Source organism: Streptomyces sp. NBC_01431 (genome assembly GCF_036231355.1).
Lineage (GTDB): Bacteria > Actinomycetota > Actinomycetes > Streptomycetales > Streptomycetaceae > Streptomyces.
On sequence record NZ_CP109497.1, the window covers coordinates 706,889 to 730,025 of the forward strand.

The 23,137-nt window shown below is 68.8% G+C and carries 29 protein-coding genes and 1 pseudogene; 6 read left to right on the forward strand and 24 right to left on the reverse strand.

Going from position 1 to position 23,137, the window contains the following annotated elements:
• Positions 1-126 precede the first annotated feature (126 nt).
• Positions 127-900 carry a glycosyltransferase family 2 protein gene (locus tag OG522_RS40665; protein ID WP_329468564.1) on the reverse strand — a complete coding sequence of 258 codons (774 nt, stop codon included), beginning with the start codon at positions 898-900 and terminating at the stop codon, positions 127-129.
• 65 nt (positions 901-965) lie between these two features.
• On the opposite strand from OG522_RS40665, the gene OG522_RS40670 reads away from it, so the two are divergent.
• Complete coding sequence (locus OG522_RS40670; RefSeq protein WP_329468566.1) at positions 966-1,244, forward strand: hypothetical protein; 279 nt, start codon at positions 966-968, stop codon at positions 1,242-1,244.
• Between the two features lie 26 nt (positions 1,245-1,270).
• The gene (locus OG522_RS40675) at positions 1,271-1,489 is read left to right on the forward strand and encodes a hypothetical protein (protein WP_329468664.1); all 219 of its coding nucleotides are present in this window, start codon (positions 1,271-1,273) and stop codon (positions 1,487-1,489) included.
• Positions 1,490-1,613: 124 nt separating this feature from the next.
• Here OG522_RS40675 and OG522_RS40680 read toward each other — a convergent pair whose 3' ends face one another.
• On the reverse strand, positions 1,614-2,921 hold the full coding sequence (locus OG522_RS40680) for a helix-turn-helix domain-containing protein (protein WP_329468567.1): 1,308 nt from the start codon (positions 2,919-2,921) through the stop codon (positions 1,614-1,616).
• Between the two features lie 207 nt (positions 2,922-3,128).
• On the opposite strand from OG522_RS40680, the gene OG522_RS40685 reads away from it, so the two are divergent.
• The gene (locus OG522_RS40685; RefSeq protein ID WP_329468666.1) at positions 3,129-4,178 is read left to right on the forward strand and encodes an NAD-dependent epimerase/dehydratase family protein; all 1,050 of its coding nucleotides are present in this window, start codon (positions 3,129-3,131) and stop codon (positions 4,176-4,178) included.
• Positions 4,179-4,183: 5 nt separating this feature from the next.
• Here the strand turns inward: OG522_RS40685 and OG522_RS40690 are convergent, their stop codons facing one another.
• Positions 4,184-5,014, reverse strand: a complete 831-nt coding sequence (locus OG522_RS40690) for a glycosyltransferase family 2 protein (protein WP_329468667.1) — start codon at positions 5,012-5,014, stop codon at positions 4,184-4,186.
• Between the two features lie 63 nt (positions 5,015-5,077).
• Between OG522_RS40690 and OG522_RS40695 the strand changes: the two genes are divergently transcribed.
• From OG522_RS40695 to OG522_RS40705, 3 genes are all read left to right on the forward strand, one after another.
• Positions 5,078-5,836 (forward strand): hypothetical protein, encoded by a 759-nt coding sequence (locus OG522_RS40695; protein WP_329468569.1) that lies wholly within the window; start codon positions 5,078-5,080, stop codon positions 5,834-5,836.
• 11 nt (positions 5,837-5,847) lie between these two features.
• The gene (locus OG522_RS40700; RefSeq protein WP_329468570.1) at positions 5,848-7,191 is read left to right on the forward strand and encodes a hypothetical protein; all 1,344 of its coding nucleotides are present in this window, start codon (positions 5,848-5,850) and stop codon (positions 7,189-7,191) included.
• Between the two features lie 149 nt (positions 7,192-7,340).
• Positions 7,341-7,745, forward strand: coding sequence for a hypothetical protein (locus OG522_RS40705; RefSeq protein WP_329468571.1), 405 nt, complete (start codon positions 7,341-7,343; stop codon positions 7,743-7,745).
• Positions 7,746-7,881: 136 nt separating this feature from the next.
• On the opposite strand, the gene OG522_RS40710 is transcribed toward OG522_RS40705, so the two are convergent.
• From OG522_RS40710 to OG522_RS40805, 21 genes and pseudogenes are all read right to left on the reverse strand, one after another.
• A complete protein-coding gene (locus tag OG522_RS40710) occupies positions 7,882-8,139 on the reverse strand; it encodes a DUF6221 family protein (RefSeq protein WP_329468572.1) in 258 nt (85 codons plus the stop codon).
• Positions 8,124-9,050: a hypothetical protein gene (locus OG522_RS40715; RefSeq protein ID WP_329468573.1), complete on the reverse strand. Its 927-nt coding sequence runs from the start codon at positions 9,048-9,050 to the stop codon at positions 8,124-8,126. Before OG522_RS40715 ends, OG522_RS40710 begins: the two co-directional genes overlap by 16 nt.
• Before the next feature lie 265 nt (positions 9,051-9,315).
• Entirely contained in the window at positions 9,316-10,170 is an 855-nt protein-coding gene (locus OG522_RS40720; protein ID WP_329468575.1) for a hypothetical protein, read from the reverse strand.
• A 215-nt stretch (positions 10,171-10,385) separates the two neighbouring features.
• Positions 10,386-10,901, reverse strand: a complete 516-nt coding sequence (locus OG522_RS40725; RefSeq protein ID WP_329468577.1) for a DUF7691 family protein — start codon at positions 10,899-10,901, stop codon at positions 10,386-10,388.
• A gap of 31 nt (positions 10,902-10,932) precedes the next feature.
• Positions 10,933-11,007: pseudogene (locus OG522_RS41515) on the reverse strand (DUF7691 family protein); the annotation flags it as partial.
• Between the two features lie 76 nt (positions 11,008-11,083).
• Entirely contained in the window at positions 11,084-11,305 is a 222-nt protein-coding gene (locus OG522_RS40730) for a hypothetical protein (protein ID WP_329468579.1), read from the reverse strand.
• 78 nt (positions 11,306-11,383) lie between these two features.
• Positions 11,384-11,641 (reverse strand): hypothetical protein, encoded by a 258-nt coding sequence (locus OG522_RS40735; protein WP_329468581.1) that lies wholly within the window; start codon positions 11,639-11,641, stop codon positions 11,384-11,386.
• A gap of 29 nt (positions 11,642-11,670) precedes the next feature.
• Positions 11,671-12,606, reverse strand: coding sequence for a hypothetical protein (locus tag OG522_RS40740; protein ID WP_329468583.1), 936 nt, complete (start codon positions 12,604-12,606; stop codon positions 11,671-11,673).
• Between the two features lie 761 nt (positions 12,607-13,367).
• Positions 13,368-13,568, reverse strand: coding sequence for a hypothetical protein (locus OG522_RS40745; protein WP_329468584.1), 201 nt, complete (start codon positions 13,566-13,568; stop codon positions 13,368-13,370).
• A gap of 291 nt (positions 13,569-13,859) precedes the next feature.
• The gene (locus tag OG522_RS40750; RefSeq protein ID WP_329468586.1) at positions 13,860-14,219 is read right to left on the reverse strand and encodes a hypothetical protein; all 360 of its coding nucleotides are present in this window, start codon (positions 14,217-14,219) and stop codon (positions 13,860-13,862) included.
• A gap of 121 nt (positions 14,220-14,340) precedes the next feature.
• Positions 14,341-15,360 carry a hypothetical protein gene (locus OG522_RS40755; protein WP_329468587.1) on the reverse strand — a complete coding sequence of 340 codons (1,020 nt, stop codon included), beginning with the start codon at positions 15,358-15,360 and terminating at the stop codon, positions 14,341-14,343.
• 86 nt (positions 15,361-15,446) lie between these two features.
• Positions 15,447-16,100 carry a hypothetical protein gene (locus OG522_RS40760; RefSeq protein ID WP_329468588.1) on the reverse strand — a complete coding sequence of 218 codons (654 nt, stop codon included), beginning with the start codon at positions 16,098-16,100 and terminating at the stop codon, positions 15,447-15,449.
• Between the two features lie 89 nt (positions 16,101-16,189).
• Complete coding sequence (locus tag OG522_RS40765) at positions 16,190-17,749, reverse strand: ParB/RepB/Spo0J family partition protein (protein ID WP_329468590.1); 1,560 nt, start codon at positions 17,747-17,749, stop codon at positions 16,190-16,192.
• 113 nt (positions 17,750-17,862) lie between these two features.
• Entirely contained in the window at positions 17,863-18,330 is a 468-nt protein-coding gene (locus OG522_RS40770; RefSeq protein WP_329468591.1) for a hypothetical protein, read from the reverse strand.
• 241 nt (positions 18,331-18,571) lie between these two features.
• Positions 18,572-19,708 (reverse strand): DUF6573 family protein, encoded by a 1,137-nt coding sequence (locus tag OG522_RS40775; protein WP_329468593.1) that lies wholly within the window; start codon positions 19,706-19,708, stop codon positions 18,572-18,574.
• A gap of 173 nt (positions 19,709-19,881) precedes the next feature.
• A complete protein-coding gene (locus tag OG522_RS40780; protein ID WP_329468594.1) occupies positions 19,882-20,769 on the reverse strand; it encodes a methyltransferase in 888 nt (295 codons plus the stop codon).
• A gap of 118 nt (positions 20,770-20,887) precedes the next feature.
• Positions 20,888-21,478, reverse strand: coding sequence for a hypothetical protein (locus tag OG522_RS40785; protein WP_329468596.1), 591 nt, complete (start codon positions 21,476-21,478; stop codon positions 20,888-20,890).
• On the reverse strand, positions 21,441-21,902 hold the full coding sequence (locus OG522_RS40790; protein WP_329468598.1) for a hypothetical protein: 462 nt from the start codon (positions 21,900-21,902) through the stop codon (positions 21,441-21,443). The genes OG522_RS40785 and OG522_RS40790 overlap by 38 nt, the downstream gene beginning before the upstream one ends.
• A gap of 56 nt (positions 21,903-21,958) precedes the next feature.
• Positions 21,959-22,384, reverse strand: coding sequence for a hypothetical protein (locus OG522_RS40795; protein WP_329468600.1), 426 nt, complete (start codon positions 22,382-22,384; stop codon positions 21,959-21,961).
• A gap of 60 nt (positions 22,385-22,444) precedes the next feature.
• On the reverse strand, positions 22,445-22,765 hold the full coding sequence (locus OG522_RS40800) for an LPD29 domain-containing protein (protein WP_329468602.1): 321 nt from the start codon (positions 22,763-22,765) through the stop codon (positions 22,445-22,447).
• A 91-nt stretch (positions 22,766-22,856) separates the two neighbouring features.
• Positions 22,857-23,108, reverse strand: coding sequence for a hypothetical protein (locus OG522_RS40805; RefSeq protein WP_329468604.1), 252 nt, complete (start codon positions 23,106-23,108; stop codon positions 22,857-22,859).
• Positions 23,109-23,137: the final 29 nt, after the last annotated feature.

The following is a 23,137-nucleotide window of genomic DNA, read 5'->3' on the forward strand; positions in this document are numbered from 1 at the left end:
GCACCGGTGCCCCGCCGAGTCCCGCTTGCAGGGCCAGCCTTCGAACACGCGGCAGAGCCGCGGGGCGGGGCGCGGCCGGGAAGACCCGGAATCGGTCGTGTGTACGGCTCCCCGGGTCTGTTCGCGCTAGATGCGCGAGTTGCGCAGCGACTGCCATACAGCTCCGGCCAGCGCCCGCGTCGCCTGCGGGACCGACAGTTCCTCGTGCTCGCGGTACAGCGACCAGTTGTACTTGACCAAGGACATCTTGTTGGAGGACAGCGATCCCGCCTGGCCCGCCCGGTACACCGCAAGCGGCTCGGCCAGGCCGCGGGCGTCGGCGCCGTCCCGCATGATCGACAACCACAGCGCGTAGTCCTGTCGCTTGCGCATCTCTGGCATGAGCCTGGTGCCCAGGGCGTTGCGGTCGTACATGGCGGTGAGAGCACCGATGCGGTCCCGGACCAGCATCGCGCGGTAGTCCACGTGCGCCCGCGCGCGGATCACCCGCTCGTTGGGGACCCAGTCGGTGCTCTCGCCGTCGTAGTCGGCGTCCATCTTGAAGTAGCTGGTGAACGTCAGCGGCGCATCGCCTTCGGCGGCGAAAGCGAGCTGCTTCTTGGTCTTCTCGGGCAGCCACATGTCATCGGAGTCGAGGAAGGCCACGTAATCCCCGCGGGCCCGCTCGATAGCCAAGTTGCGGGCTCGGCCCGCACCACCCCGTTCGGGCGCCGACAGGGGCAGTACGCGCTCGTCCTGGGCGGCGAACTCGCGCAGCAGATCCATCGAGCCGTCGGAGGACTGATCATCGGTGATCAGCAGCTCCACGTCGCTGTGCGTCTGCGTGAGTACCGATCGGACGGCCGCGCCGAGGGTGGCCGCCGAGTTGTAGACGGGCATCACGACAGACACCAGAGGCACAGCACATCTCCTTGCCAGATCAGGAATGACGGTTCATTCAAGCACCGCACCGAGGAGGAGCTGACATGCAGATAGCCGTCGCTGGTCAGGGCTATGTAGGGCTTCCGCCGGCTGTACGTGCCGCGGAGGTGGGGCACCGCGCGATCGGCTACGACGTGGACGCTCACCGGGTCCAGCAGCTCATCGCCGGCCACTCCTACGTCGAGGACGTGACCTCCGCGCGGCTGCGCCCCGTGCTGGACGCCGGGACCTACTCGGCGACCACCGACGCTTCCGCGCTGGCCGGTTTCTATATCGCGGTGATCACCGTGCCGGCCCCGCTGCGGCACGGCGTTCCCGACTGACCTACATCGAGACCTGCGCCCGGCCCCTGGGCGAGCACCTTCGCCCAGGCGTGACCGTGATCCTGAAGTCCACGACCTATCCCGGCTGCACTGAGGAACTGCTGGTGCCGATCGTGGAGAAGGCGTCGGGCCTGCGGGCCGGCGACGACCCTGGGCAAGCACCCCAAGTCCCTTGGCTTTCCGAACATGCAGCACCGCCCAGTGCAGTCCACGGAATGGATCACCGTGCCGATCATCGCCGATGAGATCGCAGCCGCGCAGGGCACTCCGGGCGTTCTCACGGACCGGGCTGCTCTGGACAGACGGCGCCCAGCACGTCGTCTCAGAGACAGGACGCAGACCGCACGTCCCTCGGCGGTACAAGCCGCGCTATCGGGCTAGCCGGGTGCCGGCGTACTCGCTGAGTTCCAGGAGGGGTTGCTCGTTGCGCTGGTCGAGGCGGGTGATGAAGGCGGAGACGAGTTCGATGCAGCGTGCGGCTCCGGAGTCGAGGGCGGTGTCGAGTGCGGTGCGGGCGTCGGTGGCGGCTGCGGCTGCGTCGTGCCTGTGGAGGGCGCCTTCGGCTCGGTAGGTGAGGAAGACGGCTTTGGTGCGGGCGCGGCGTGGGTCCAGTTCGGCCAGTCCGGTGCCGATGGCTGCGTTGGCGCGGCTGGGGTCGCCGAGGTCGAGCCAGCACCGTCCGGCGTCTGCGTTGACGTCCGCGAGTGACATCCAGGAGACCACGGCGGGTGTCGACTGAGGGCGCATGCGCTCCAGTTCGGTTTCTGCTGAGGCAAGGGCGTGTGTGGTTGCGGAGCGGTCCTGGAGGATCGCGCAGGCTCGGGCGCGGCGTACGTCGAGCAGGGAGCGGACGGCGGGTGTTCGGGTGCGGGTGCGGGCGTGTTCGAGGATGCGGATGGCGTCGGCGGGGCGGGCGAGCCAGGTTGCCTGGTAGGCGAGGTCGGAGAGGGTGGCTGCGGCCAGGTCCCGGTCGTCGGCCTGGTGGGCGGCGTGGACGGCGGCTTGCCAGTGGCGTTGGGCGTCGGCGTGGCGGTCGGCGTCGAAGCGGAGCCAGCCGGCGCGGTGGGCCAGGTTGGCGGCCACCGTGTGCAGGCGCCGTCCCTGGGGCAGGGTGTGGCGGTCCTGGGCGATGAGCTCGATCGCGGTGTGCAGGTGCGCGTCGATGAGCGCGGGGACGGGCGAGCCGAGCCCGATGGGCATCGCGCTCAGCTCACTGGCGCGTTGCTCCAGCCATTCCAGTAGTTCGGCATCGATGCCCTGACCGTCGAGAGCCCGGTTCAGGTGATCGGGTTCGACGCGGGCCCAGTTCGCGGCGGCATCGACCAAGGCGCTGCTGCTGAAGACCAGGAAGGATCGTCGGTCCATGCGGGTGACCTGAACCTCTCTCAGGGCTGCTCGGCTTCCCGACGGGCTGAACTCGGCGGGCTGTTCGAAGGCGGGCAGCCAGTGGGGCCACGGGAGCTGTGCGATCACGGCGGCTGGCACGTCCAGGAGGCAGGCCAACAGGACCTGGCTCTCCGCGGTGGGCGTGGTGCCGGTTTCCCAGCGCCAGATCCTGTTGCGGTCGATGCCGCTGCGTAGTCCTAGAGCCCTGGCCTCGGTGCGCAGAAGCCGGGCGAGGTCGCCCATCGACCAGTGACGCTGCCGGCGCAGGTATGTCAGCGGATGTCGGTCCATGTCCATGCTGCCCCCGGAACGCCAGCGCCGATGCCTTCCCGTCCCACCATGCCGCAACGCGCAGCGGCACGCCGGTGGTTGGCCAGGCGAGCACACGCCGGGCACACAGTTTTCCCCTGGGGCGGGGGTGCGTGCGCTGCTGTTCTGGGGGCGTGCCGCACACCGGGCGCGGCCTCGACGTACAAGGGGTGGACCTGCATGAACACCGTGGACTGCTTGGCTGATCTGAAGGATGCGAGGGTGACCGTGACGGGCGGCTTCGGCCTGGTCGGCAGCCGCATCGTGCACCGGCTCCGTGGGCTGGGTGCCCGGCCCGTGGCCGTGGGCCGCCTGGACGCGTACGGTTCCGGTGTCTACTCCTCCGTCTTCAACATTTCCCCGCGTGACCCGGATGTGATCGTGGGCGACATCACCGATGCCGCGCTGATGGACGACCTGGTCGGAGGCAGCGACTTCGTCATCCATGCCGCGGCCCTGGCCGATGTCGCGGAGTGCACGCGCAACCCGGCGGCGGCTCTCGCGGCCAACATCCACGGAACCCAGACCGTGCTGGATGCGGCGGCCCGGCATTCCTGCACGCTCAAGCGGCTGGTCTTCGTCTCGTCGGCGAGCGTCTACGGCCTCGGATCCAGATCAGAAGGCCGTGCCGCCCGGTTCAGTGAGAACGACGCGCTGACACCGGGGTCGGTCTACGCCAACACCAAGCTGTGGGGCGAGCACCAGACTGCCCTGGCCCTGAGCAGCGCAGCCGCCTCGTACGCGGTCGTGCGGTACTTCTCGGTCTTCGGCGAACCGCAGGTGGTGAAGGAGAACAGCCACAGCTGGGTAGTGGCCTGGTTCGCGATGCGGGCCGCGCTCGGTCTGCCCCTGCACCTCAACGGCGGCGGCGGGCAGGTCCGTGACTTCGTGCACGTCGACGACATCGCCGACGCGACGCTCCTCACGGCCGTCGCCGGCGACGCGCACCGGGCGACGCTCAACGTCGGTACTGGCCGCGCCACCTCCATCCGCCAGATCGCGGACCAGGTGCGACGCCACTACCCCGACGCGCAGGTCATCGAGACGCCCCGGCCGCAGGACGATCCGCTTGGAGGCTGCGCGGACACAACGCGCATGCGCCAGTTGCTGGGCTGGACGCCCCAAGTGACCGTCGAGGACGGGGTGGACCGCTACGTGCGGTGGCTTCGACAGACGCCCGAGGCGATCCCGGAATGGCTCCACACGGCGGCCCGGGCCCAGGCGACGGCCGTGGCGTGAAACAGTCAGATCACGGGTGGCCGACCGAGGCAAGCCAGCTTCCACACCGTGCGCCAGCGCATCGGCCTCCGCCGCCCGCACGGTGTGCGCCAGCCCTCGGCGAATCCGCCGAACCACGCCCTCAGTCCGCCAAGGCTTCGGGTGCGGGCCACGGTCAGCACCACCCACACGCCCAGGTAGAGGGGGACGAGGGGGGCCGGGAGGTGGCGGCGTGCGAGGTAGACCCGGTTGCGGGCGTTGACCTGATAGAAGAACGCGTGCCGGGCCGGGGACGTCCGCGGGTGCTGCAACAGGAGCTCCGGCGCGTAGCGGACCTGCCAGCCGGCGTCGATCGCCCGCCAGGCCATGTCGGTCTCCTCGTGCGCGAAGAAGAAGGCGTCCGGCCAGTCACCGACCTCGGTGAGCATCTTCTGCGACAGGACGTGCGCGCCGCCCAGAAAGCCGGTCACCAAGCCACCGCGCATCGGGTCACCAGCCCGCAGCCGCGGCACATGCCGGCGCTGGGTCACTCCGGTCTCGTCCGCGATGCGGAAGCCGACGATGCCCAGCCGGGGCTCAGCCCCATAGAGCGTGTGAATGGTGGCGAAGACGTCGTCGGCAACCAGCAGCCCGTCGTCGTCCAGGTCGAGTACCAGGTCCATGTCGCGCAGGTGATCAAGCGCGACATTGCGGCCGCCGGTCACCCCGAGGTTCTCGCTCAGGTGAACCGTCTCGACCCACGGCGGCAGCTCCGGCACCTCGCAGCCCTGCGCGACCACCACGGTCCGGGCCGCCGGAACCGTCTGACGATGCACCGACGCCAGCAGATCCGCCAGCTCCTTGGGACGCGTGCCCATGGTCAGGATCGCCACACCCAGCTTCACGCCCGCCCGTACCCATCTGTCCGTGGAAGGAACACCGTGTCCCCACGAGCCCCGCAGCCGATCGCCAGCCTGCAAGAACTCGCCCAACAGCGCCGCCTGCCCGCCCACCAGCCCATGGACCACGTGACGCTGGAGTGGATTGAGAGCAACCGGCCGGCGAACTTCGACGCTGCCCCCAGCTTCCCACGGTCCGGGCTGATGCTCGTACCGCCGTCTTCCTGGTTCACCCGGCAGGACCTGGCCGACTCCAACCACGGCGTGCGACACAACGCCCGCGTCAGCCTGCTGGCCGCACTCTTGGCCCAGGAGTACCGGCTTGACGCCGACGACACGGCAGCAGCCTGCGCCGCGGGAGCCGTCCACGACTGCCGCCGTCACAACGACCGCGACGACCCCGCCCACGGGCAGCGCGCGGCCGACTGGCTCCTGCACAACGCCGACACGGTCACGCACGCCCTCGGCCGCGCTGTGCCGCGGGAAACCCTCCACCGCGCCGCGACCGCCATAGCCCTGCACGACGTGCCGTTCGCGCAGTTCACCGACCGGCAGCAGCGCGCCTACCAGGCATCCCCGCATCTGGTGGACGTGCTCAAGGCAGCCGACTGCCTGGACCGCTACCGCCTGCCCCTCCAGCGCTGGTGGCCAGATACATCCCGGCTGCGCCGCCGCCTGCCGACCTGGGCCCCCGCGGCTGCCTTCGCCTTCGTCACCCGCAGCGAGAGGGCCCGCCTGGACGGCGCCGACAACGCCCACGCCCTGCACCACGCACTCCAGACACTCAACCGCGGCCTGTAGGAGAACTCACCGTGGACACCGAACTCGACGACGCCCATACCGACTACACCCAAGCACCGATCCGCCGGGCACCGTCCGGCCTCGCCGAGACCGAGACCGACTGGCAGCGCCGCCTTCTCCACGACACCCCGAACGGCTGGCTTCTGACGGACAACACCATGACGGAGACACTGACCAGCGGCCGCCCGATCCACCTGATGCACACCACGACCGCGCTCGACGACATCCGCCGCAGCGGCCAGCTGCACGTCTCCTCCGGCTGCCTCGTCGCCGCCCTGTACTGCGCCCCACTGACACCAGAGTCCGCAGGCCTGCGCCCTCACAACCTGGGCGCCTACCTGCTCCAGACCAAACCCCACACCCGGACCCTGACCATTGAGGTCACCCCCGCCCGCCCTGCCCCGGCCAAAGGCATCGACTACCTCCGCCTGGGCTGCATCCACCTGCGCACCTACCTCCAACACCGCAGCTTCCTCACCGAGACGGAAGACGCCCGACTGCGGCACACCGCCGAACAACAGATCCGCCGCACCGCTCCGTTCCTCGACCTGCTCCTGGCCAACGCCTCCGGCACCCGCACGCCTCCGGCCGCCTTCGTCGACCAGCTCGCCGCCGCCGTACCGGGCCTGCCGTTCCTGGGCTACCTGTACTTCGAGGTCCTCTCCGAGTACCTGATGCTGCACTCCACCAGCCCCGAGACCAGAACCTGCGCCGCAGCCGGAGAGATGAACAACCGCCTGTACAAGCGGCTGGCCTTTTCTGCAGTGACGGGCATGGACAAGCTCTTCGACCTGTCCCGCTTCCATCCCAGCCACACGCTTTTGTGCGAACTCATCGCCCGCATCGAACCCCACCTGGTGTCCAACGCCGCCGCCTACACCCGCGACCGTCTCGCCCATCTGTTCGCGGCCATCGCTCTCGCCCCCCACCAGGACGTCACCGCGTACAGCTTCCGCGAGGCGATGTTCGACGAACTCGCCCTGACCGCACCCGCCTTGCTGGGTCAATCGGTCTTCCGCGAAATGCGGATCCTCGACAGGTACCCGCAGCTCTACCTCGCCTTCGAGCAGGCCAAAGCCCTCCCGGCGTGGAGCTACTGGAACGGCAACGGCATCGCAACACCTTTTAACGGCTTTCTCCCCAAAGGAGAGATCGGCGTCAACCCCGCCTATCCCGACGCGGAGATCAAGGTATGGCTCGCCGAGTGCTGTGGGCGCGGCCTGCTGCATCCCATCGAACCGCTGGACGTCGCTTTCGTTCCTCGCCTGGCCGACCTGGGCATGACTGCCATGCGCCGTGATGCCACCGGCAAGGCGGCCGGACACCCGGCCCCTGCTGGCGCGACCGCCTCATGACGGCAAGCTGCGTCGAAGCAAGGTCACAAACTCCAGCCCGGCAGCCCTACAGCTCCATCCGGTAGAACACCTTGTCGCTCTTCGGGGGCACACTGTAGGTCTCGTCGAAGTGGAGTGCTGGCGGGTTGCCGGTGTCGCCGGTCCACTCGATGCGCGCCGCCGTCGCGGCGTGGCTGGCCGACAGCCTCAACAGGCCGGACGACGCACGGCAACAATGGGCAGACGGACACATCGCCCTCCTCGCACTGGGCCGCCGCTTCTTGGCCGCCCGCCTGGCCGACGAGCTGGTGTACGCCCTCGCGTCCGGCGCGGATCCGGCGACCGCCAGCACCGTCTTGCAGCCGCTGCACGGCCCCGTCATCCACGACCCGCGCAGCCGCCGCTTCTACGCCTTGGTGCCCTGCTCCCCGTCCGGCCCGAGCCTTGGCCGGTATGCGGTGCATCTCGGGCTCAGCCACTACATCGGCGTCCCTCGGGTCGGGGACGACGAGCCGGATGGAACCCGTGCGAGCTTAGTGGGCCGCACCCCCAACCTCCCCGGGGGCCTTGTATGACCCGGCCCGACTCAAGGCCATGATCGAGACGGGCGCCGGCGCACTCGATGGCCAGGTCGAGTGAACGCCGCGCAGGCAGACGTCACTGCCGTCCCGGGCCATGGCTCGAGATCGGCCCCTGGCTCATTAAAGTGTTCTACGGGCGCCATTCCTGCTGGTAGGCGGGGTGCTTCGCATACGACTGGGCAAGGACACGAATCGCGTAGGTGAGGCCCGCGCCATGCGCGTCGGAGGGGTCCATGTCCTTGCACTGCCTTGCCAGCATGTCGATGAGGTCGAGCAAGGACAGGTGGCTGTCGAGCAAGGCTTCGCCGCCGTACGTCTGGGCGACGTAGGCGTAGGCGTGGTTGTCCTCCTCGATGCGAGCACGGAGGAACTTCAAGAGGTCGTCCATGTGCCCATCCTCGCGCGCCGCTTTCCTGCTCGGCACCGTTGCGGGGCGCTGCCCTGGGCTGACGGCCTGGACGTCGGGGCGAGGGGGCCGGTTCCTGCTTGGGCAAGGGTTCGCAGTGGCCGGTCCGCGGCGGCGTGTGCCGCCGCGGGGGAGGAGTTGGCGACTCCTCCATGCCGGCCACCGGACGGTGTTTTCTGGCCCGCCTGGGCATCAACAACCCTGACCAGACACCGTGTCTGCACGTCACCCTTGGGGGACGAAGTCCTTCTGGTCCTGCTCTCACGCTCTGCAGCCTGGGCGAGGATACGACGGCGGGTCCAGGCGGGGCGGCTCCCCCGTGCGGCAGGCAGGGTGCCGTCAGTTTCTCTGAGGCGGGGCAGAAGACCTTGCGACAATGAACTGCTGAAGCTGCTGGTGTTCTTGTAACCGAGCAGCGCGTCCGCGGCGGGGGCCGGCAGGAGCTCGTCGGGGTCACCGTCGGGGGAGACCTCAGGCAATACTTGCTCACGGGCAAGGTCACGTCGGTTCCCTTTGCCGCGGCGGGTGGCAGCCCATCCGGCGACGGTCGAGCGCCGCCACTTCTTGCGAATCCAGGGGCGTTCGGACGTGCCGAGTTCTTCCACGACGTCGGGCTCGGGAAAGTAGCCCGGGTTGTTGCGCAGATAGTTGGTGATCTGGTTGGCGTTCTTGTAGCCGAGCATCTTGGCGACCTGGGTCGCGTTCAGCAGCTCGTCCGGGTCGCCGGCGATCGCTGCGCCGGCTTCCTGCAGGCGGGGCTTCTCCTTTGCCGCGAACCAGTCGCTGACCGCGCCGTGCTCCCACTGACGTGCCCGGCCCTTGCTGCCGGCGGTGTCCGGGAAGCCCGTGGTCTCCCGGTTGTTGTACCAAAGGGTGACCGTTCCCGTGCTCACGCCGAACTCTTCGCCGATCTCTGAGGGGCCCACGAGGCGGGCCCGATCGGGAGAGGAGGGCATGGCGGAGTCCGTCCCGCAGATGTCGGCGGGGGCGGTTCCCACGCCTTCTTGCTCCCGTAATGGCAGAAGATGGCGGGGTGGGGCCCAGCGAGTGCTGGCAGTTTCTCCCTCGGGTGCGGTGCTGAGCCGACGCGGCCACAATGGTCGGGCGCCCCCAGACGGTCGCGGACTGATCGGCCCAGGGGTCAGCCCTTCGGTGCCGTCAGTCGGCGTTCAGGCGGCTGCCCCAGGCGTGGCTCCAGCCGCCGCGCCAGATGGCCAGTCCGGCGAGGGTGAAGGTGCAACCGACGCCGACGCCCCAGTCGTCACCTTCGTACCAGACGCTGGGATCAGCCAAGGCGGAGCGAAGGCTGCCGATGGGGATCACGGTGAAGGCGTCGCTGTTAGCGTCGGGGTGGTGCTGGACCTCGATCCAGCTGGCACGGACAAAGGGGACCAGTAGGGTGAGTTGCCGGTCGATCCAATCGAGACGCTCTGCGTCACTCTGGTCGCCTGGCGGATCCTCCCAGATGCCGAACGGGCCGGTCAGCATGCCGCTGGCCTCAGCAGCACAGACCAGGACTTCGCGCTGGGCGATGCTCAGCTCGTCCCAGGCGGGAAGGTCGATGGCGTCCGCCGTCGGATACACATCGTTGCCCCACTGTTCACGCACGGCGTCCGGGGCAGCGAGATAGAAGCGGCGAGATGAATTGGGATTCCAGAGCCAGTTGGCCGGGTCCGCGAGAACGGCATGAAGCTGCCCGCCAGCCACGGCAGGGTCAGAAGCGGCGGGGAAACGGCCCTCAGCCTCCTGGACGCTAACGAGGCCACGATCGGCGAGTCCCAGGACCACTGCACCAAGTCGCGGGACCAGTTCCCGTTGCTCGGTCTCTGAGTAGCTGCGCGGAGGCGGGGCGTCCTCGGCACCCGCCCAGCGCAGGGCCATACCGTTGGCCTGGATCGTCCCGGCCAACGGATTCTGGGCCATGGCCCGACGCATCAGCGTCTGTTCGGTGATGGTCAGAGAGTCCCAGGAACACACGACGCGAACGATCCCACCCTCATTGCCCTGATCCACAACTCTTGACAGTCACTCGACCTGAATTGTGTGCAGCCTATGCGGTGACGCCGGTGACAACTACGGAGCCTTGGCACAGGTGCCCCAGGATTCATGGCACTCACGCTGTCGCCTGGACTTCGGCCACAAGAATCTGGGAGGCACCGTCCGGACACGCGTCTGTGGACGTCGACCCGCATGTAGACCCGCATGCGGATCGTCTCGTGCGCTGCGTCTCAGGCGCGGAAGCCGATCACGCCGAAGCCTGGCTTTGCCGCTGCGTGGCGCATCCAGTCGAGGCATTGCGTGACGGCTTCGACGACTTCCGGCTCCAGGGGCGGTGCCTGGCCCGAAGCGTCGATCGCCTGCTTGGAGCTTTCGAACTGGGCGAGGGCACTGGTGATTTGGGCGGATGTCCATTCGCCGCAGCCCGGTGTGTGGGCGTACGGCGGAGGGTCGGGCAGGTCGCTGTTGCTGAAACTCTCGACGGACACGGCCGTGATGACCAGAGCCTTGAGGCCCTGGTCGACCACGGACAGCCAGTCTCCGCGGTGTGGGGTGAAACTGCTGTTGTCCAGAAACGACCCGGTCAGCTCACACAGCCGCTCGTACGCGTATCCGTACTGGAAGGCGACTTCCTGGTCGTCGCTGAAGGGACCGCCATGGAGTACGGCCTGCAGAGCTTCGTACGCCGTGGGGGCGCCTCGCTCGATCTCGCCACTGAAGTAGTCGTCCGTCGCGGCACAGTTCATCCCCGTAATTGCTGAGGATCACCTCCAGCAGCTGGTCATCGCGGGACCCGACTAAGGCGCGCGTCGCGGCCACATCGAGCAGGTAGACACTCAAAGAAGAACTCATGAGGTGAACCTAGGGGAAGCCTCTGACACTGCTTCCGGGCGGCGCTGACCGGAGTGTCAGCCGTCCAACAACGCCACTACCGGACTTCCTCCTCAGGCAGCAGCCTCACGCCGTGGAGGGCGGCACTCCTTTGCGTGGGGGTCCGTGTGCAGATTGATCCACTGGAACTGGTCCCGGCGTCGGCGTCGCCGCGGGTGACGTGCAGGACGTCGGTGTCGGCGGCGTGGACGGTGTAGTGAGTCACGGATCCGTCAGATGAGACTGCGTGCGCCGTGCCGATCGGAGTGCGGAGCGTCATCTTGGTCTCCTTGTACCCGGGCGTGCTCGGAGCGGAAGGTCGGTGGCCGGTGCCGAGTATCGGCGAGGGCTGCGGCTGTTACAGACGGGGAAACAGCTCCGCGTCGTTGACGCCGAGGAGGAGAACATGGTGCCCGACGGCCGTGGCAATGCCGCCGGTGACGCGTTCGATGTCGAGGCGCAGCCGGATTCGGCCAGCTCCTTCGCCGTTGCGATGCAGGGCGTGTTCGAGTTCGTGGTCGAGGCGGTCGAGCGCGGCTTCGGCTGCGACGTAGTTGGGCAGGTCCTGGGCGAGGAGCTGGTAGGTGGTGGTGTCGCGGAGTTGGTAGCGAGGCATTCGGGCCCGTCCTTGGGGTGGTGGGGCGGTCAGGCGCTGGATTCGGCGAGCCGGGTGCGTGCCGCGCTGACCGCGCGGGACCAGACGTCGGGGCTGCCGCCGTGCTGGCGGGCGAGGGACGCGGCCAGGCCGCGGACGTCGCCACGCTCCTTGAGAGCAGCCAGAGCAGTGACGGTGCGCTGTTCGGCGGCCCCCGTGGGGGACGACGGGACTGCGGGATGGTCCTTGAGGGCCTGGCGCACGGCGTATTCCCACGAGCTCTGCGGCCCGCCGTACTGCACGCTGAGCTGCGCGGCCAGGCCGGGGCGGTGGCCGTCGCGCTCGATGGCCTCGATGGTGTACTGCTGGGCGAGTTGTGTGGCCGTGAGCGGTGTCTCACCGGTGTGGGCGCGCAGTTGGGCCGCGAGAGCTTCCTCGAGGGCGGAGGGGCGGCCGACGGGTGCGTCGGGCTGGGGGCCGGGACGGCGTCCGGCCTTTCCGAGCTTGTCCCCGGTGCGCTTGCGGTCGAAGTTCTGCAGGTCGCCGACGCGGAAGCCGGGGATCATACGGCCGGTGGGTCCCTGTACCGGCTCGTCGACGGAGTCCGGGAAGTAGCCGGGGTTCGCCTGCCGGTACTTGCGGATCACGGAAGGCCCGCTGAACTTCAGCAACTCGGCGGCCCGGTTGATGGAGACGACATCATCGGGGTCGAGCTCGTACAGTTCGGGGTCAGCCTTGAGGACCTTGCCGGCCTTCTCCTCCTGGAACCAGGCGTAGAAGTCGCGGAAGGTCTGCTCGTCGTAGAAGTCGGTCCCCTCGATGCGTTCCTTCTCCGGGTGGCGGTGCTCCTCGGGCTGATCGAGGCGCAGTTTGTACCAGCGGGCCGCGGTGCCGATGCTGGCACCAGTGAACTCGCGGATCCAGTCGCGGTTGACCACGGCACGGCCGCCGAGGACGCGTCGCTGAGCATTCAGGGCTTTAGACATGGCACGCTCCGGTCCGAGCTACGGCCCTATACTGAGGGCTTGCTCCTCTTGGCCCTTCGGCGCATTCGCGTCGGCGGGCGGGTTGAGTTGGTGAAGGTGGTCGGCGGGACGTTCGGCCGGGGTTGCCGCCCTGGGTCGACACCCTCGTGAGAGGGTGACTTCCGCCGTCCACCACTTTTTACCGCAGTATCGCGTAATCAATATGGCGCTCTCGGTGGGTGGCTGTCAATCTTGCCGACGCACACCCCGCCACGAAGCCACCGTCCACGCCTGCTCGGGTCGCCTCGCGTGACCTACTGATCGCGGAGCAGGCTCAGTGGTAGGGGTCGGCTTTCGCCGCCGCGGCGCATGCGGAAGCCTGACGTCGCCGAGTAGTTGCCGCAGGTCCTCTTCCCGCTCTCGGGCGTACTCCCGCCGCGCCTCGGTGTCGGCGTTGGATGGTGTCTCAGCCGAGTCGCAAGAGTTTGCCGTCTTGGATCCGCTGCAGTCGCCGCTGGCGACTCGGCACACCGCCCGTCAGCCACCCAGACGGCTACCTGTGGAAGCGCCGGCGCATGGCTCGGTAACGCCGCGGCAGTGTGGGCGGACGACGCCTTCACCGACCTCGACCACCAGTGGACTGCCGAGCGCTCGGCCCATGCCGCGGCGACGCTGCTGATCCAGTCGGACCTGCGCGTCGGACTATTTGCCGGAGCCTCTCGTGGTGGTGCGGGATTGGCTCGCACGGGTCGGCGCCCCGTGGACTGTGGCCTGACCGCGGTCTACCGCTCTGCTTCCGCCAGAGCGAGCAGGCGCTGAACGGATACGGACCTCGCGTCGAATGTCTCCTTGTAGCCGCCGATCGGCATCTGCGCGTCGTCCAGGAACACCGCGTGCCCCTCGGCCCTGAGCCGGCGGATCACGCTCTGCTCCACGCGGTACGCGTCCGCACCCGTGGCGAACAGGAGTTGGGCGAACGGCACCCAGCCCCGACCTTGGAACCGTGCAACGCGGTCCTCCCGAGTTCGTACTCCGGTGATCCCGATCTTCACCGCGCCGTGCCCGGCGTGGGAGAGGATGTACAGGCGGGCCGGGGCTCCCGGATCTAGGCCATAGCGCGCACAGTGCTGGCAGCACTCACCCCTGCTCCGGACATTGTTCAACCGGGGGGCGGAGGTCTTCACGCATCGCTCGCACAGGGAGAGCCAGGGCGAGGCGACGTTCTTGAACGGCTCCAGCGGGCGAAAGCCGACGGCCCGCATGTCGGCGAACGCCTACAGTGCGTCTCCCGGCCCGTGGCGCGTGCAGAACCTGCAACCGCCTCTGCGGCCGGTCACGTTGTCGTAGCGGGGAGCCACGATGTGCCTCGCCGCGACACACTCCGACAGCCACGGCTTGCCGGTCCCGAGGAAGTCCACCAGCACGATGAAGCCCTGCTCCAGCATCGCCGCCGCAGCCTCCTCAGGGTTCTTCGGGGCGTTCGGGGCACACCAGATGCAGGCTCCCTGGCCGCTCATCACGTTGTTGCGGTTCGGATAGACGATCTGCTTGCACGGGATGTGACGGCACATCCAGGGTTCACGGGCCCGGCCTGGGTAGGGCTCCAGAGGCTCGGCATTGCCCAGTCGGCGCATGTCTGCGACTGCAACACTTTGGGGGACCGAAGGGGGCATATGGCGAACCAGCTTTCCGGGAGGCTGACGTGGCCTTGATTGGTGGTGGCGAGGCGACCGTCTTGGAGCGCTCCGGCCTGGCCTACTGCGCTGGGTAGGTGGTGAGGTACTGCAGCACGGCGGCGAATGCAGTCACCATTTCGCTGAGGCCGATCGCGTCCTTGAGTACTACGGAACTGCCGTGTCCGCCGCCCACGTACCCGTAGTACCGCGGGTGGCCCTTTGCCCCTGACTTCTTCTTGAATCCGTCGCCTTCCGGGTCCACCACCAGCGCTTGCACGCTGGGCCCGCCATGCCGGACGAAGCTGCTACGGGCGAGCCAGTCTCGTTGCCGGTCCGCGAGAGCTCCGTTGGCGGCGGAAGTCGCCTCCGGCGTCTGAACCATGATGCGGATCTCGAAAGGACTGGCCGTGCCGCTTCTCGGGTTCAGGCGTTGGATCTCGGCGACGACGTAGCCGTCTTCCGTATGTCGCCAGGCACAGATATTCGGGGCTCCGGCCTCGGAGCGCTGCTTCGGCGCGAAGACCGTGCCGGGTGGGGAGGTCGCCTGCGTGATGCTTGCCAGTCGCCGCAGACGCAATGTATCGCTGAGCACGATGGAGGCACGGTTCGCCGGACCTGTTGCCTCGGCCTCCAGCTGCGTGAACTGCTGGAGCGCTCGTATGGACAGGAGCCGGGCGAGGTCGTCCGTCGAATGGTTCCAGTCGGCGAGGAGACTGGCGACAGTGAGCCGACGGGACCAATGGCTCGGCTCGTTCGGGATGGGGTCGGTATTCGGGCCCACCAGGTAGCGGTCTGATGCCGGTATGCCCTTCGCCTCAGCCCAGGCGTCGTAGACCGCAAACTGTTCGCCATGGGCGCCAGCACCGAGCTTCACCTCCAACACCGTGCGCTCAGTGCCGTCAAGCAGGACGACAAAGTCGGCCCGGCCGCCCGGGGCGCCTCGGCCTGCCTTCACCCAGGCCTCCCGCCAGACCGTGATCGTCCCCGGCGCCAGGAGCAAGGCCGACCGGACTGGCTCGGGATCCAGCTCAGCGAGGAAGCACAGCAAGTCCGACCAGTCGTCTTCGGTGCGCAACAGGCGCGTCAGTCCATAAGTCACGGCCGGACGCTACATGCCGCCGCTGACAAGCGAGGCAGGTTCGAGGCCATTGTCAGAGACGGGTGCCTGGCGTCTCAGGCGTGGGGCTACCGGGGCGCGGCCCCCGAGGTCGGCTCACCGCGGGTGATGCGGGACCGGGCCGTCTCGGCTTGGGCGTGGACGGCAGTGGCGTGCGCGGTGGCGCGTATCCTGTCGGCCCACTCGGTGGCACGCTGGGCCAGTTCGGCGAGGCGCGTGAGGTAGGTGTCCTGGTGCTGGCGGGCGCGGTCGGCCAGCCGGGCGTGCTCGGCGGTCAGTTCTTCGGCGGTATAGGCGGCGATCGCCTCGGCGCCGTGGCGGCGGGTGATGCGGCCGAAGGGGCAGGAGCCTTCCTCCTGCTCGATGATGGCGAGGTCGGCGGTGGGCCAGCCGGTGTCTTCGTCGCGTGGGCCGAGCTGGATGTCGAGTACGCACACCGCGTCTGCATCGTGCAGGCCGTCCGCCTGGTAGCGGATGTGCGGCCGGGGCACGGGGCCGGTCTGGTGCTCGGTGTGCGCGCGCCACAGTTCGGGGGAGGGGTCCTCCTGGTCCTGGTGGAGGCGGTGGAGATAGGAGACCAGGGCGGGCAGCTGCCAGGCGGGGGAGCCGAACGGCGCGGCCGGCATGGCGAGCCCGGCCCGGGCGATGAGTCCCGTGTGGTTGCTGACGGCGGCCTGGGCGACGAACAGAGAGGTGCTGAGCCGGAGTTCGGAACGGAGCATGGCGAAGCCTTCCGGGCGGGCGGCGCGCAAGAGGAGGAAGTGGAGGGGGAGCCCGGGCCGGACCTGTGAGGTCCGGCCCGGGCAGCAGGTCAGGACGCGTCCTCGGAGTCCTCGGTGCTCACGCCGTCCGGTGTGTCCTCGATGTCCTCGTCAGTCTGGCCGTCGGTGTCGGCCGCCTCCGGATCACCCTCCTGGTAGGGCTCGTCGTCGACGATCGCCTGCTCGACGTGGGAGAGCGGGTAGCCGATCTCGGCGAGGAATGTCAGCCATGTGCGGGCGTCGGAACGAGTTTCCGGCAGCTCGTAGACGGCGGAATGGGCGGTGCTGTCGGTGCGCCAGGTCCGGACCTCGCCCATCCGCTTCTCGAACGTTGCGGCCAACACCGCGAAGTTCAGCAGCGTGAGTTTGGCCGGGGTCGCCGACTTGGCGCGCTCGGCGGGCCGGTCGTAGCCGGTCAGCTCCTTGACCAGGTCCCGGCGGCCCGTGTCGCCCACCCACTGAGCTACCGGCTTGGGACAGGTGAGAAGTTGCCCGGTGATGAACGCGGCGAGCGGCTTTGGCGCGGTCTTGCGGCTGATCAGCTCCTTCAGCCAACCCTTCCGGGCTTTCTCGGCGGCGCGGTAGGCCTTGTTGCCCGCCTTGATGTATTCGCGCGAGGGCTCCGACGGCTCAGTGGTCGCTCCCGCCGCCTGCGGTTGCTCCTCGGGCTGGTCGCTGTCCGTCCCGGGTGCGTCTTCCTGGGGCGGGTGGTGGCCGAGGCGGTCCGGGTCGGTGCAGAAGTAGTCCACCTCGCCGGGCTCGCGGGGGTTCTCGGCCCAGGTCGCCACGTGGCCGGGGCAGTCGGCGTGCGCCTCGGCGCTCATGGACTCGCCGTCCGGGCCGTCAAGCTCGCTGAGCGGTTCGGCGGTCTGCGGGAGCGTGTCGGAGTCCTCGGCCAGCCGCACCCCGGCGGCCTGGATCTGCTGGCGGACCTGTTCACGGGCGCGCTGTTCGGCGCGGTCGTCGCGCTCCCACTGCACCTGGAACTCGAAGCGGCCCTTGGTGTAGGCGTCCAGCAGCCGGTCCACGGCGGCGCTGTCGTCGTCGAACTCGCCCAGCACGCCGAGGACTTCGAGGTCGAGGTCGTATGTACCGGCCTCGGCGAGTGCCGAGCGGGTCCGCCCGCCGACCGACTTGGCGGTCTTCACCGCGTGGGACACGTCCTTGCGGGAGCGGCCGGTGAGCTCGGCGACCCGTGCCTGCTTCATGCCCGCGCCGACCGCGCCGAATAGCGCGTCAGCCTGCTCCAGCTCGGTCAGGCCCTGGCGGAAGTCGTCGTCGTTCTCGATGAGCTGGTCGATGAAGTCCTCGCCCGCCTCGCGCAGGGAGGGGTCGAGCACGTACGCGGGGACCTCGATCGCGCCCTGCTCCGCCTCGGTCTCCTTGGTGGCCCGGGCGGCGAAGTAGCGCCGGTGGCCCATCTTGAGTTCGTAGGTGTCCCCACTGAGAGGGAGGACTACGACGGGGACCTTCACGCCGTTGGCCGCGATGGACTTGAGGAACTTCTCGTCCAGGCTGAGGTCCTGGCGGACGTTGTTCTCGTTGACGCGGATCTGGCCGAGACGCAGGGTGACCGGCTGCATGGGTGTGGTTGTTGCGGTGGCGGTCATGGATTGCTCCTTGTGCGGGCGGTTGGTGTCGAGCAAGTTGCCGCTTGCTTATGAAATCAATTATACGCCTTGGTGGATGGGGCAACAGCCTTTTTCCTGGGGATGTCGGGCATTCATGGTGATGGGGGCCACCGCGCTGCCTGGGCGCGCCGCAGGGCGGTGAAGAACGGCGCGTGGTGCGCGATGTGGCTCGCCGGGAGAGGTGAGGCGCTGTCCTGCACCAGGGCCAGGGTGTCGAGTACCTCGGTCACCTTCACGAGGGGGGAGCCGTAGGAGTCGCACACTCCGTCGTAGGTGCCGATCCCGGGAAGATGCGCCACGTAGTGGCCGGCGTGCTGGAACACGGGGTCCTGCCACAGCTCGAACGCCGTACCGGGGGCTTTTATGAGCAGGTGCACGGCGAGGTCGTACGCGGAGCCGATCGGGACTTCTTCTGTCTGGTACCGCATCCCGAGCACGATGCCGTTGCCGGAGTCGTCGTACGGCGCAAGGCAGTTGTCGTCGATTCCGAGCTGCACGGCGGCCCGGTCTTCGGCGGGCATGGCGTAGACGTAGAGCTGGAGTGCGGAGCGGTCGGACACGGGAGGCTCCTTCGGGCGGGGCGCGAGTGCGCCGGGTATCAGATCTCGGTCACCGTGACGGGAGGCAGGCTGACGCGAGCGGCCCACGCTTCGGCCGCGCCGTGCAGGGTCCGCAAAGCCTCGGCCCGAGGGGCCTGGCTGTCTCTGTCGCGTAGACGGATGGGTTGGCCCATCCGGGGAACTCCCTCGGTATGGTGGGCCGGAACCGAGGGGCGGTGGTCCGCCCCTCGGGTGGCTGGGGTCAGTCCTCGCCGGGCTGCATGATGGTGATCACGGGCTCGCCGTGGTCGCCGGACCCGATCGTGCAGAGGAGTTGGACCGGGCGGGCCTGCCGGGTATGGCCGTCGCGCGGCACCCGCCGCAGGCGGACGATGGTCTGGGCGTCGCCCCCGCCGCTGCGCCGGATCGCCGCACGGCACATGGTCAACACGTCCCACAGGCGGCCTCGTTCGCCCTGGGGCACCTGCCGGTCGCTGTCGCCGTCGTTCCAGGCCACACAGTCCTCCCATGCGGCGCTGGTGAGGGCGACTGGGACTTGGAAGCCGGCCTCCCGGGCCGAGTCGGCGTCGGCGGCGACCAGGACGCCGTCTGCCAGGGCCTGGGTACGGCTGTAGACGTGGATGAACTCGTCCGCGTCGGCCAGGGGGACTGACCGCATGGCGTCGTTGCTGACGGCGGGGTCCTCGGTGACGGCTGCGTCGTGCAGAACCGTGTCGATGCGGGACAGTACAGTGTCGCTGCTCGCCCGTCCTTCGTGCGGGACGTCAGGGCGGTGCCGGGTGGGCTGCTGCTCAGCGGAGCTGTGGCAGTGGCCGGCGGGAGTGGGGCGGGCAGGTGGCTGGGCTGCGTCCTCCTCGGCCGCCATCGCCGCGTGTGCCGCGAGGATCGTTCCCAGGGCCGTGACCCTCCCGGTGTTCCCGGCGGTCGCAGCGTCGGTCCGCTCCTGCTCCAATTCGTCCCGGATCTGCTCGTGGCTGTAGCCCTGGGCGAGCTTCACGCGGACGGCCTTGCCGACGAGATCGACCGCCATGGCGGACATGTGGCCGGACGGGCGGTTGCGGTCCATGGGCACGGATGCCCGCTTGCGGCGGGCGAGGGTGCGTGCCGCGCCGTGGTCCTGCGTCCTGGCTGGTCCGGCCGTCGCACGCGCGGCCCCGTCGGGTGTGTCGGCGTCCAGTGCGGTGGTGGGCGCTGCGGGGTCCTCGGTGGCCGGCGCGGCGTCCGTCCGGGCCGGGGAGTTGTCCTCGGCGGTCAGGACGTAGAACTCGTTGGAGTGGACATGGACCGCCCACTTCTGCCCGGGGATGTCCTCCGTGAGTCGTGCGCCCGGCTTGCTCTCCCAGGCCTTGAAAGCGCGTGCAGGGTCGACCGGCACCATGTTGCCGGTCGCCGAGTCATAGGCGCGGCAGGAACGGGCTGATGTGCGGATCTGCGCAAGGCGGTTGGTTCAGTTCCGGCGGATCGTGGTCATCGTGCGTCCTCCTGTATGAGCTGATGACGGAGCAAGTTGCCGCATACTCCATAGAATCAATAATACACGGTTCATCTCTTTCAGAACAAGGTGTCACCGTCGCTGTTGTTCCCGGTGTCCTGTGACGAGTTGGGCGCGGCGGTGGTGGTTGCCCTGGGCCGATGTGCCCGGCCGGTTGTCGATTGCTCGGCGCGGGCGGTCTGTTCGGCCTGGGCCTCCAACTCGCCCTCGTCGCGGTTGCGCACCACGATTTCGACGGCCGGTGAGGCGTCGCGCCACTGGTCGCGGAACAGGTCCGTGGGGATGCCGGGGTTGGGGCGTAGCTTGATCCCGGTCTCATGGTGGAATCGCTCGTACGCGGGCGAGTCCTGCGAGACGAATCCGGTCTCGATGCGGAACGGGGCGGACTCCCTCGGGATGATGAACGCTCCCCGCCGGGCCAGGGTTTCGGCGACCGCGATCACATGGAACTCGAACAGTGGCCCTCGGTACCCGGGGGCGTTGGAGCTGCGCTTGATCCGCCCGAACGGCGGATTGCTGATCGCGCAGTCGAAGGGACCGAGGTTCAGGCCCGGAACGTCGAGCACGTCAGCACAGATCCACGTCGCCTCCGGCAGGACGCGCCGCCCGACCCGCACATACTCCGGGTCCTTCTCCACGCATACGATCTCGCGCGGCGGCAGACGCTCCCAGCGCCGGTTCCAGTAGTCGCGAGTGTGCCAGGCCAGGCGTCCGATGCCTGCGCACGGGTCGGTGATGCGGTCACCCGGGGTCACGTGGTGGAGTTCGCCGGCGAGTTCGGCCGGTGTGAAGAACGCGCCGTCCAGGGTGCGGCCCATGTTCGCGGACTCGTGGAAGTGGTCGAGAACGAATTCCCGCTCCCTCTCGGTCAAGTCCCGGTCCATGTCGACCAGTTCGCGCGCCCGGGTGTGCTGCTTGGTCTGCTCCTTGCTGAGCTTTCTGGCCATGACATGCCGCCTTTCGCGGTGGTGTGGGGGAGGGGTCCGGACCGCTCCAGGGCGGTCGTGTGTCCGATGGGGAGCGATATGGCTACGGCGTCCGCGCTGCGCGCCATCAGGGGGTTCGTCAGGTGTCGGTCGGCGGCTGGAAGCTGCTGCAACGGCCCCACCTGCGCGCGGGGTCGTGCTCCGTCTCGTACCAACCGCACGTCCCGCACCGTGGCCCCCATGTCTGGGGTGCGGGGGTGGGTTCGGCGATGTACACGTCTGCGGACTTCCAGGGGAAGCCTCGTGGGGCGAACCTCACGGACTCGTCCGGCATGAGCAGCGCCCAGCCGTCCGGCCAGTCGATCGGGCCAGGGCGCGTGGCTTCGGTAACCGCCTCACGGACGGCTGTTTGTGTCCAGACCTGCGGGAGGCGGCCGTGTCCGGTGACGCGGTATGCGTCAGCCGTGATGAACCGCTCCGGGTGGGTGATGATGACACCGGAGTCGCGATCCGGCGTGAATGTGAGTGCTGAATGCCGGTTGGTCTGGCGGTAGATGATCGTTTCGTCGTCTGTGATGGTGGCCTGGCTGGACAGCCAGAATCCGAGTGATCCGCCGAGGAATGCGCGTACCGCGTCGCCGGTGAGGTGGGGCCGACCGTATCCGGGTGCCTCCCGCACCGGGATGGCGGTGTCATCGTGGTGGATGGTCTGCGTGTAGCGCGCGTACATCCGCGCACCGTCGTACGCCGCAACCGCCGGCATAGCGGCCGTTGCGCTCGGACACCTCTCCCCAGTAGCTGGAGCCGTACCACACGCACCGGGCGGTGAGTTCAGCGACCGTGGTCGGCGTCGGGAATGCACCGGTCAGGGTGATCGTGCCTACGTGGGCACCTTCCACGATGCCCTGGGAGGTGACGGTCACATCCCATCCGTTCGCCGTCGCTGCCTCGACCAAGGTGCGCGCCCTCGTGGGCAGCTCGGCATCTCGGCGGCGGACGGTGTTGCGGGACGGGCCGCGGGGGTGGCCGGTCGGCTCGACCCCGGGGCCGGCTCCGCCGTCCGTCTCCCATGCCGCGACGGTGCCTGGGTCGGTGACGGCGGCGCCCGGGTCCGGGCGATCATCGGTGAGCTGAGAGGGGAGGTGCGTGGACATGGGGGCTCCGCTCGGTGGGCCGGGCGCCTGGGGCGCCCGGCCGGTCGGGTGTCGGTTCAGGCGGTGGGGGTCGGTTCGGGCTGGGCCGTGGTGACGGTCAGGTTCTCGGCGCGCAGGTCGGCGGCGACCGCGTCCATGAATCCGGTGTCGGCCTGCTGGTCACGGCTGCCGGGGGCGTACCAGTACTGGTTCTTTCGGTGCCACTTGAAGCCGTGGCGCTTGAGGACGTCGGCGGCGCCGTCGCCCAGACGCGTACCGGTGACCGTCGTCCCGTCCTCGTCCGTGTGCTGGAGCGCGAGTCCCTCCGCGCCCTCGTCACCCTGCTCGCGGGCGTTCGCCGGGCGGGCGGCCTGGGTGGCGGTCTGCTCCTTGGTGGCGGCCCAGCGCTGGGGAAGGACAACGGCACTGGCGATCTGCCACATCTGCTGCGGGGCCCAGTTCTCCTGGATGACGTGGCCGTCGACGACGCAGGCGGCGAGCATGCCGCTGTTGGGGGGGCTCGGTGCCGTCGTGGGCTGCGGACCACAGGACGGCGGCGGCCTTCAGAGCTTCGTCGGAGACGCCCCGGTGGGTGTTGATGCCGTCGACCAGCGGTTTACCGGTGACCTTTCGGCCCTTGACGGTGAGGGTGACCGTGTTGTCGGTGGACTCGTAGCGGTCTCCATGCCGTTGAACTGCGCGCCCTGCATGGGGCGGGTGTGCTCCCCGACGTCGGCCGTGGAGGGGCCGTCGGTCCAGTGGACGGAGATCCATGCGGAGGCGGTACCGGTGTCCTTGCGCACGCTGAACTTCACGCTGGGGAATGCGTTCTTCAGGCGGTTCTTGAGCTCGGCGGCCACGTGCTTGGTGTCGATGTAGTCCATGCCCTGTCCTTCTGGTGCGAGTTGGGTTGGCGGCGAGAGAGTTGCCGCTCTCTTGTGAATCTTGCGGTGTGGGTGCAACGCTTCTGCTGTATCAGTCGGCGCTGAAGACGCACGCACCGTTGACCGTGATCCGGATCGGGATCGTTCCATCCGGGCTGATCAGGTCGCCGGGTACCTCTCCGGTGTCCAGATGGACGGACACCACCAGGCCTTCACCGCAGCTCCAGTAGGCGTAGACCTGGGTCCCGCCGGTCTCCAGGCACGGCAACGTGCCCCGCTGCTTCCGGTGATGGTGCCGCGCGCGTCGGGTCAGGGTGGTCGCTCGGCGCTTGCTCAGTCGCATAGCTGTGCTTCCTAGGAGGCGGCCGGCGC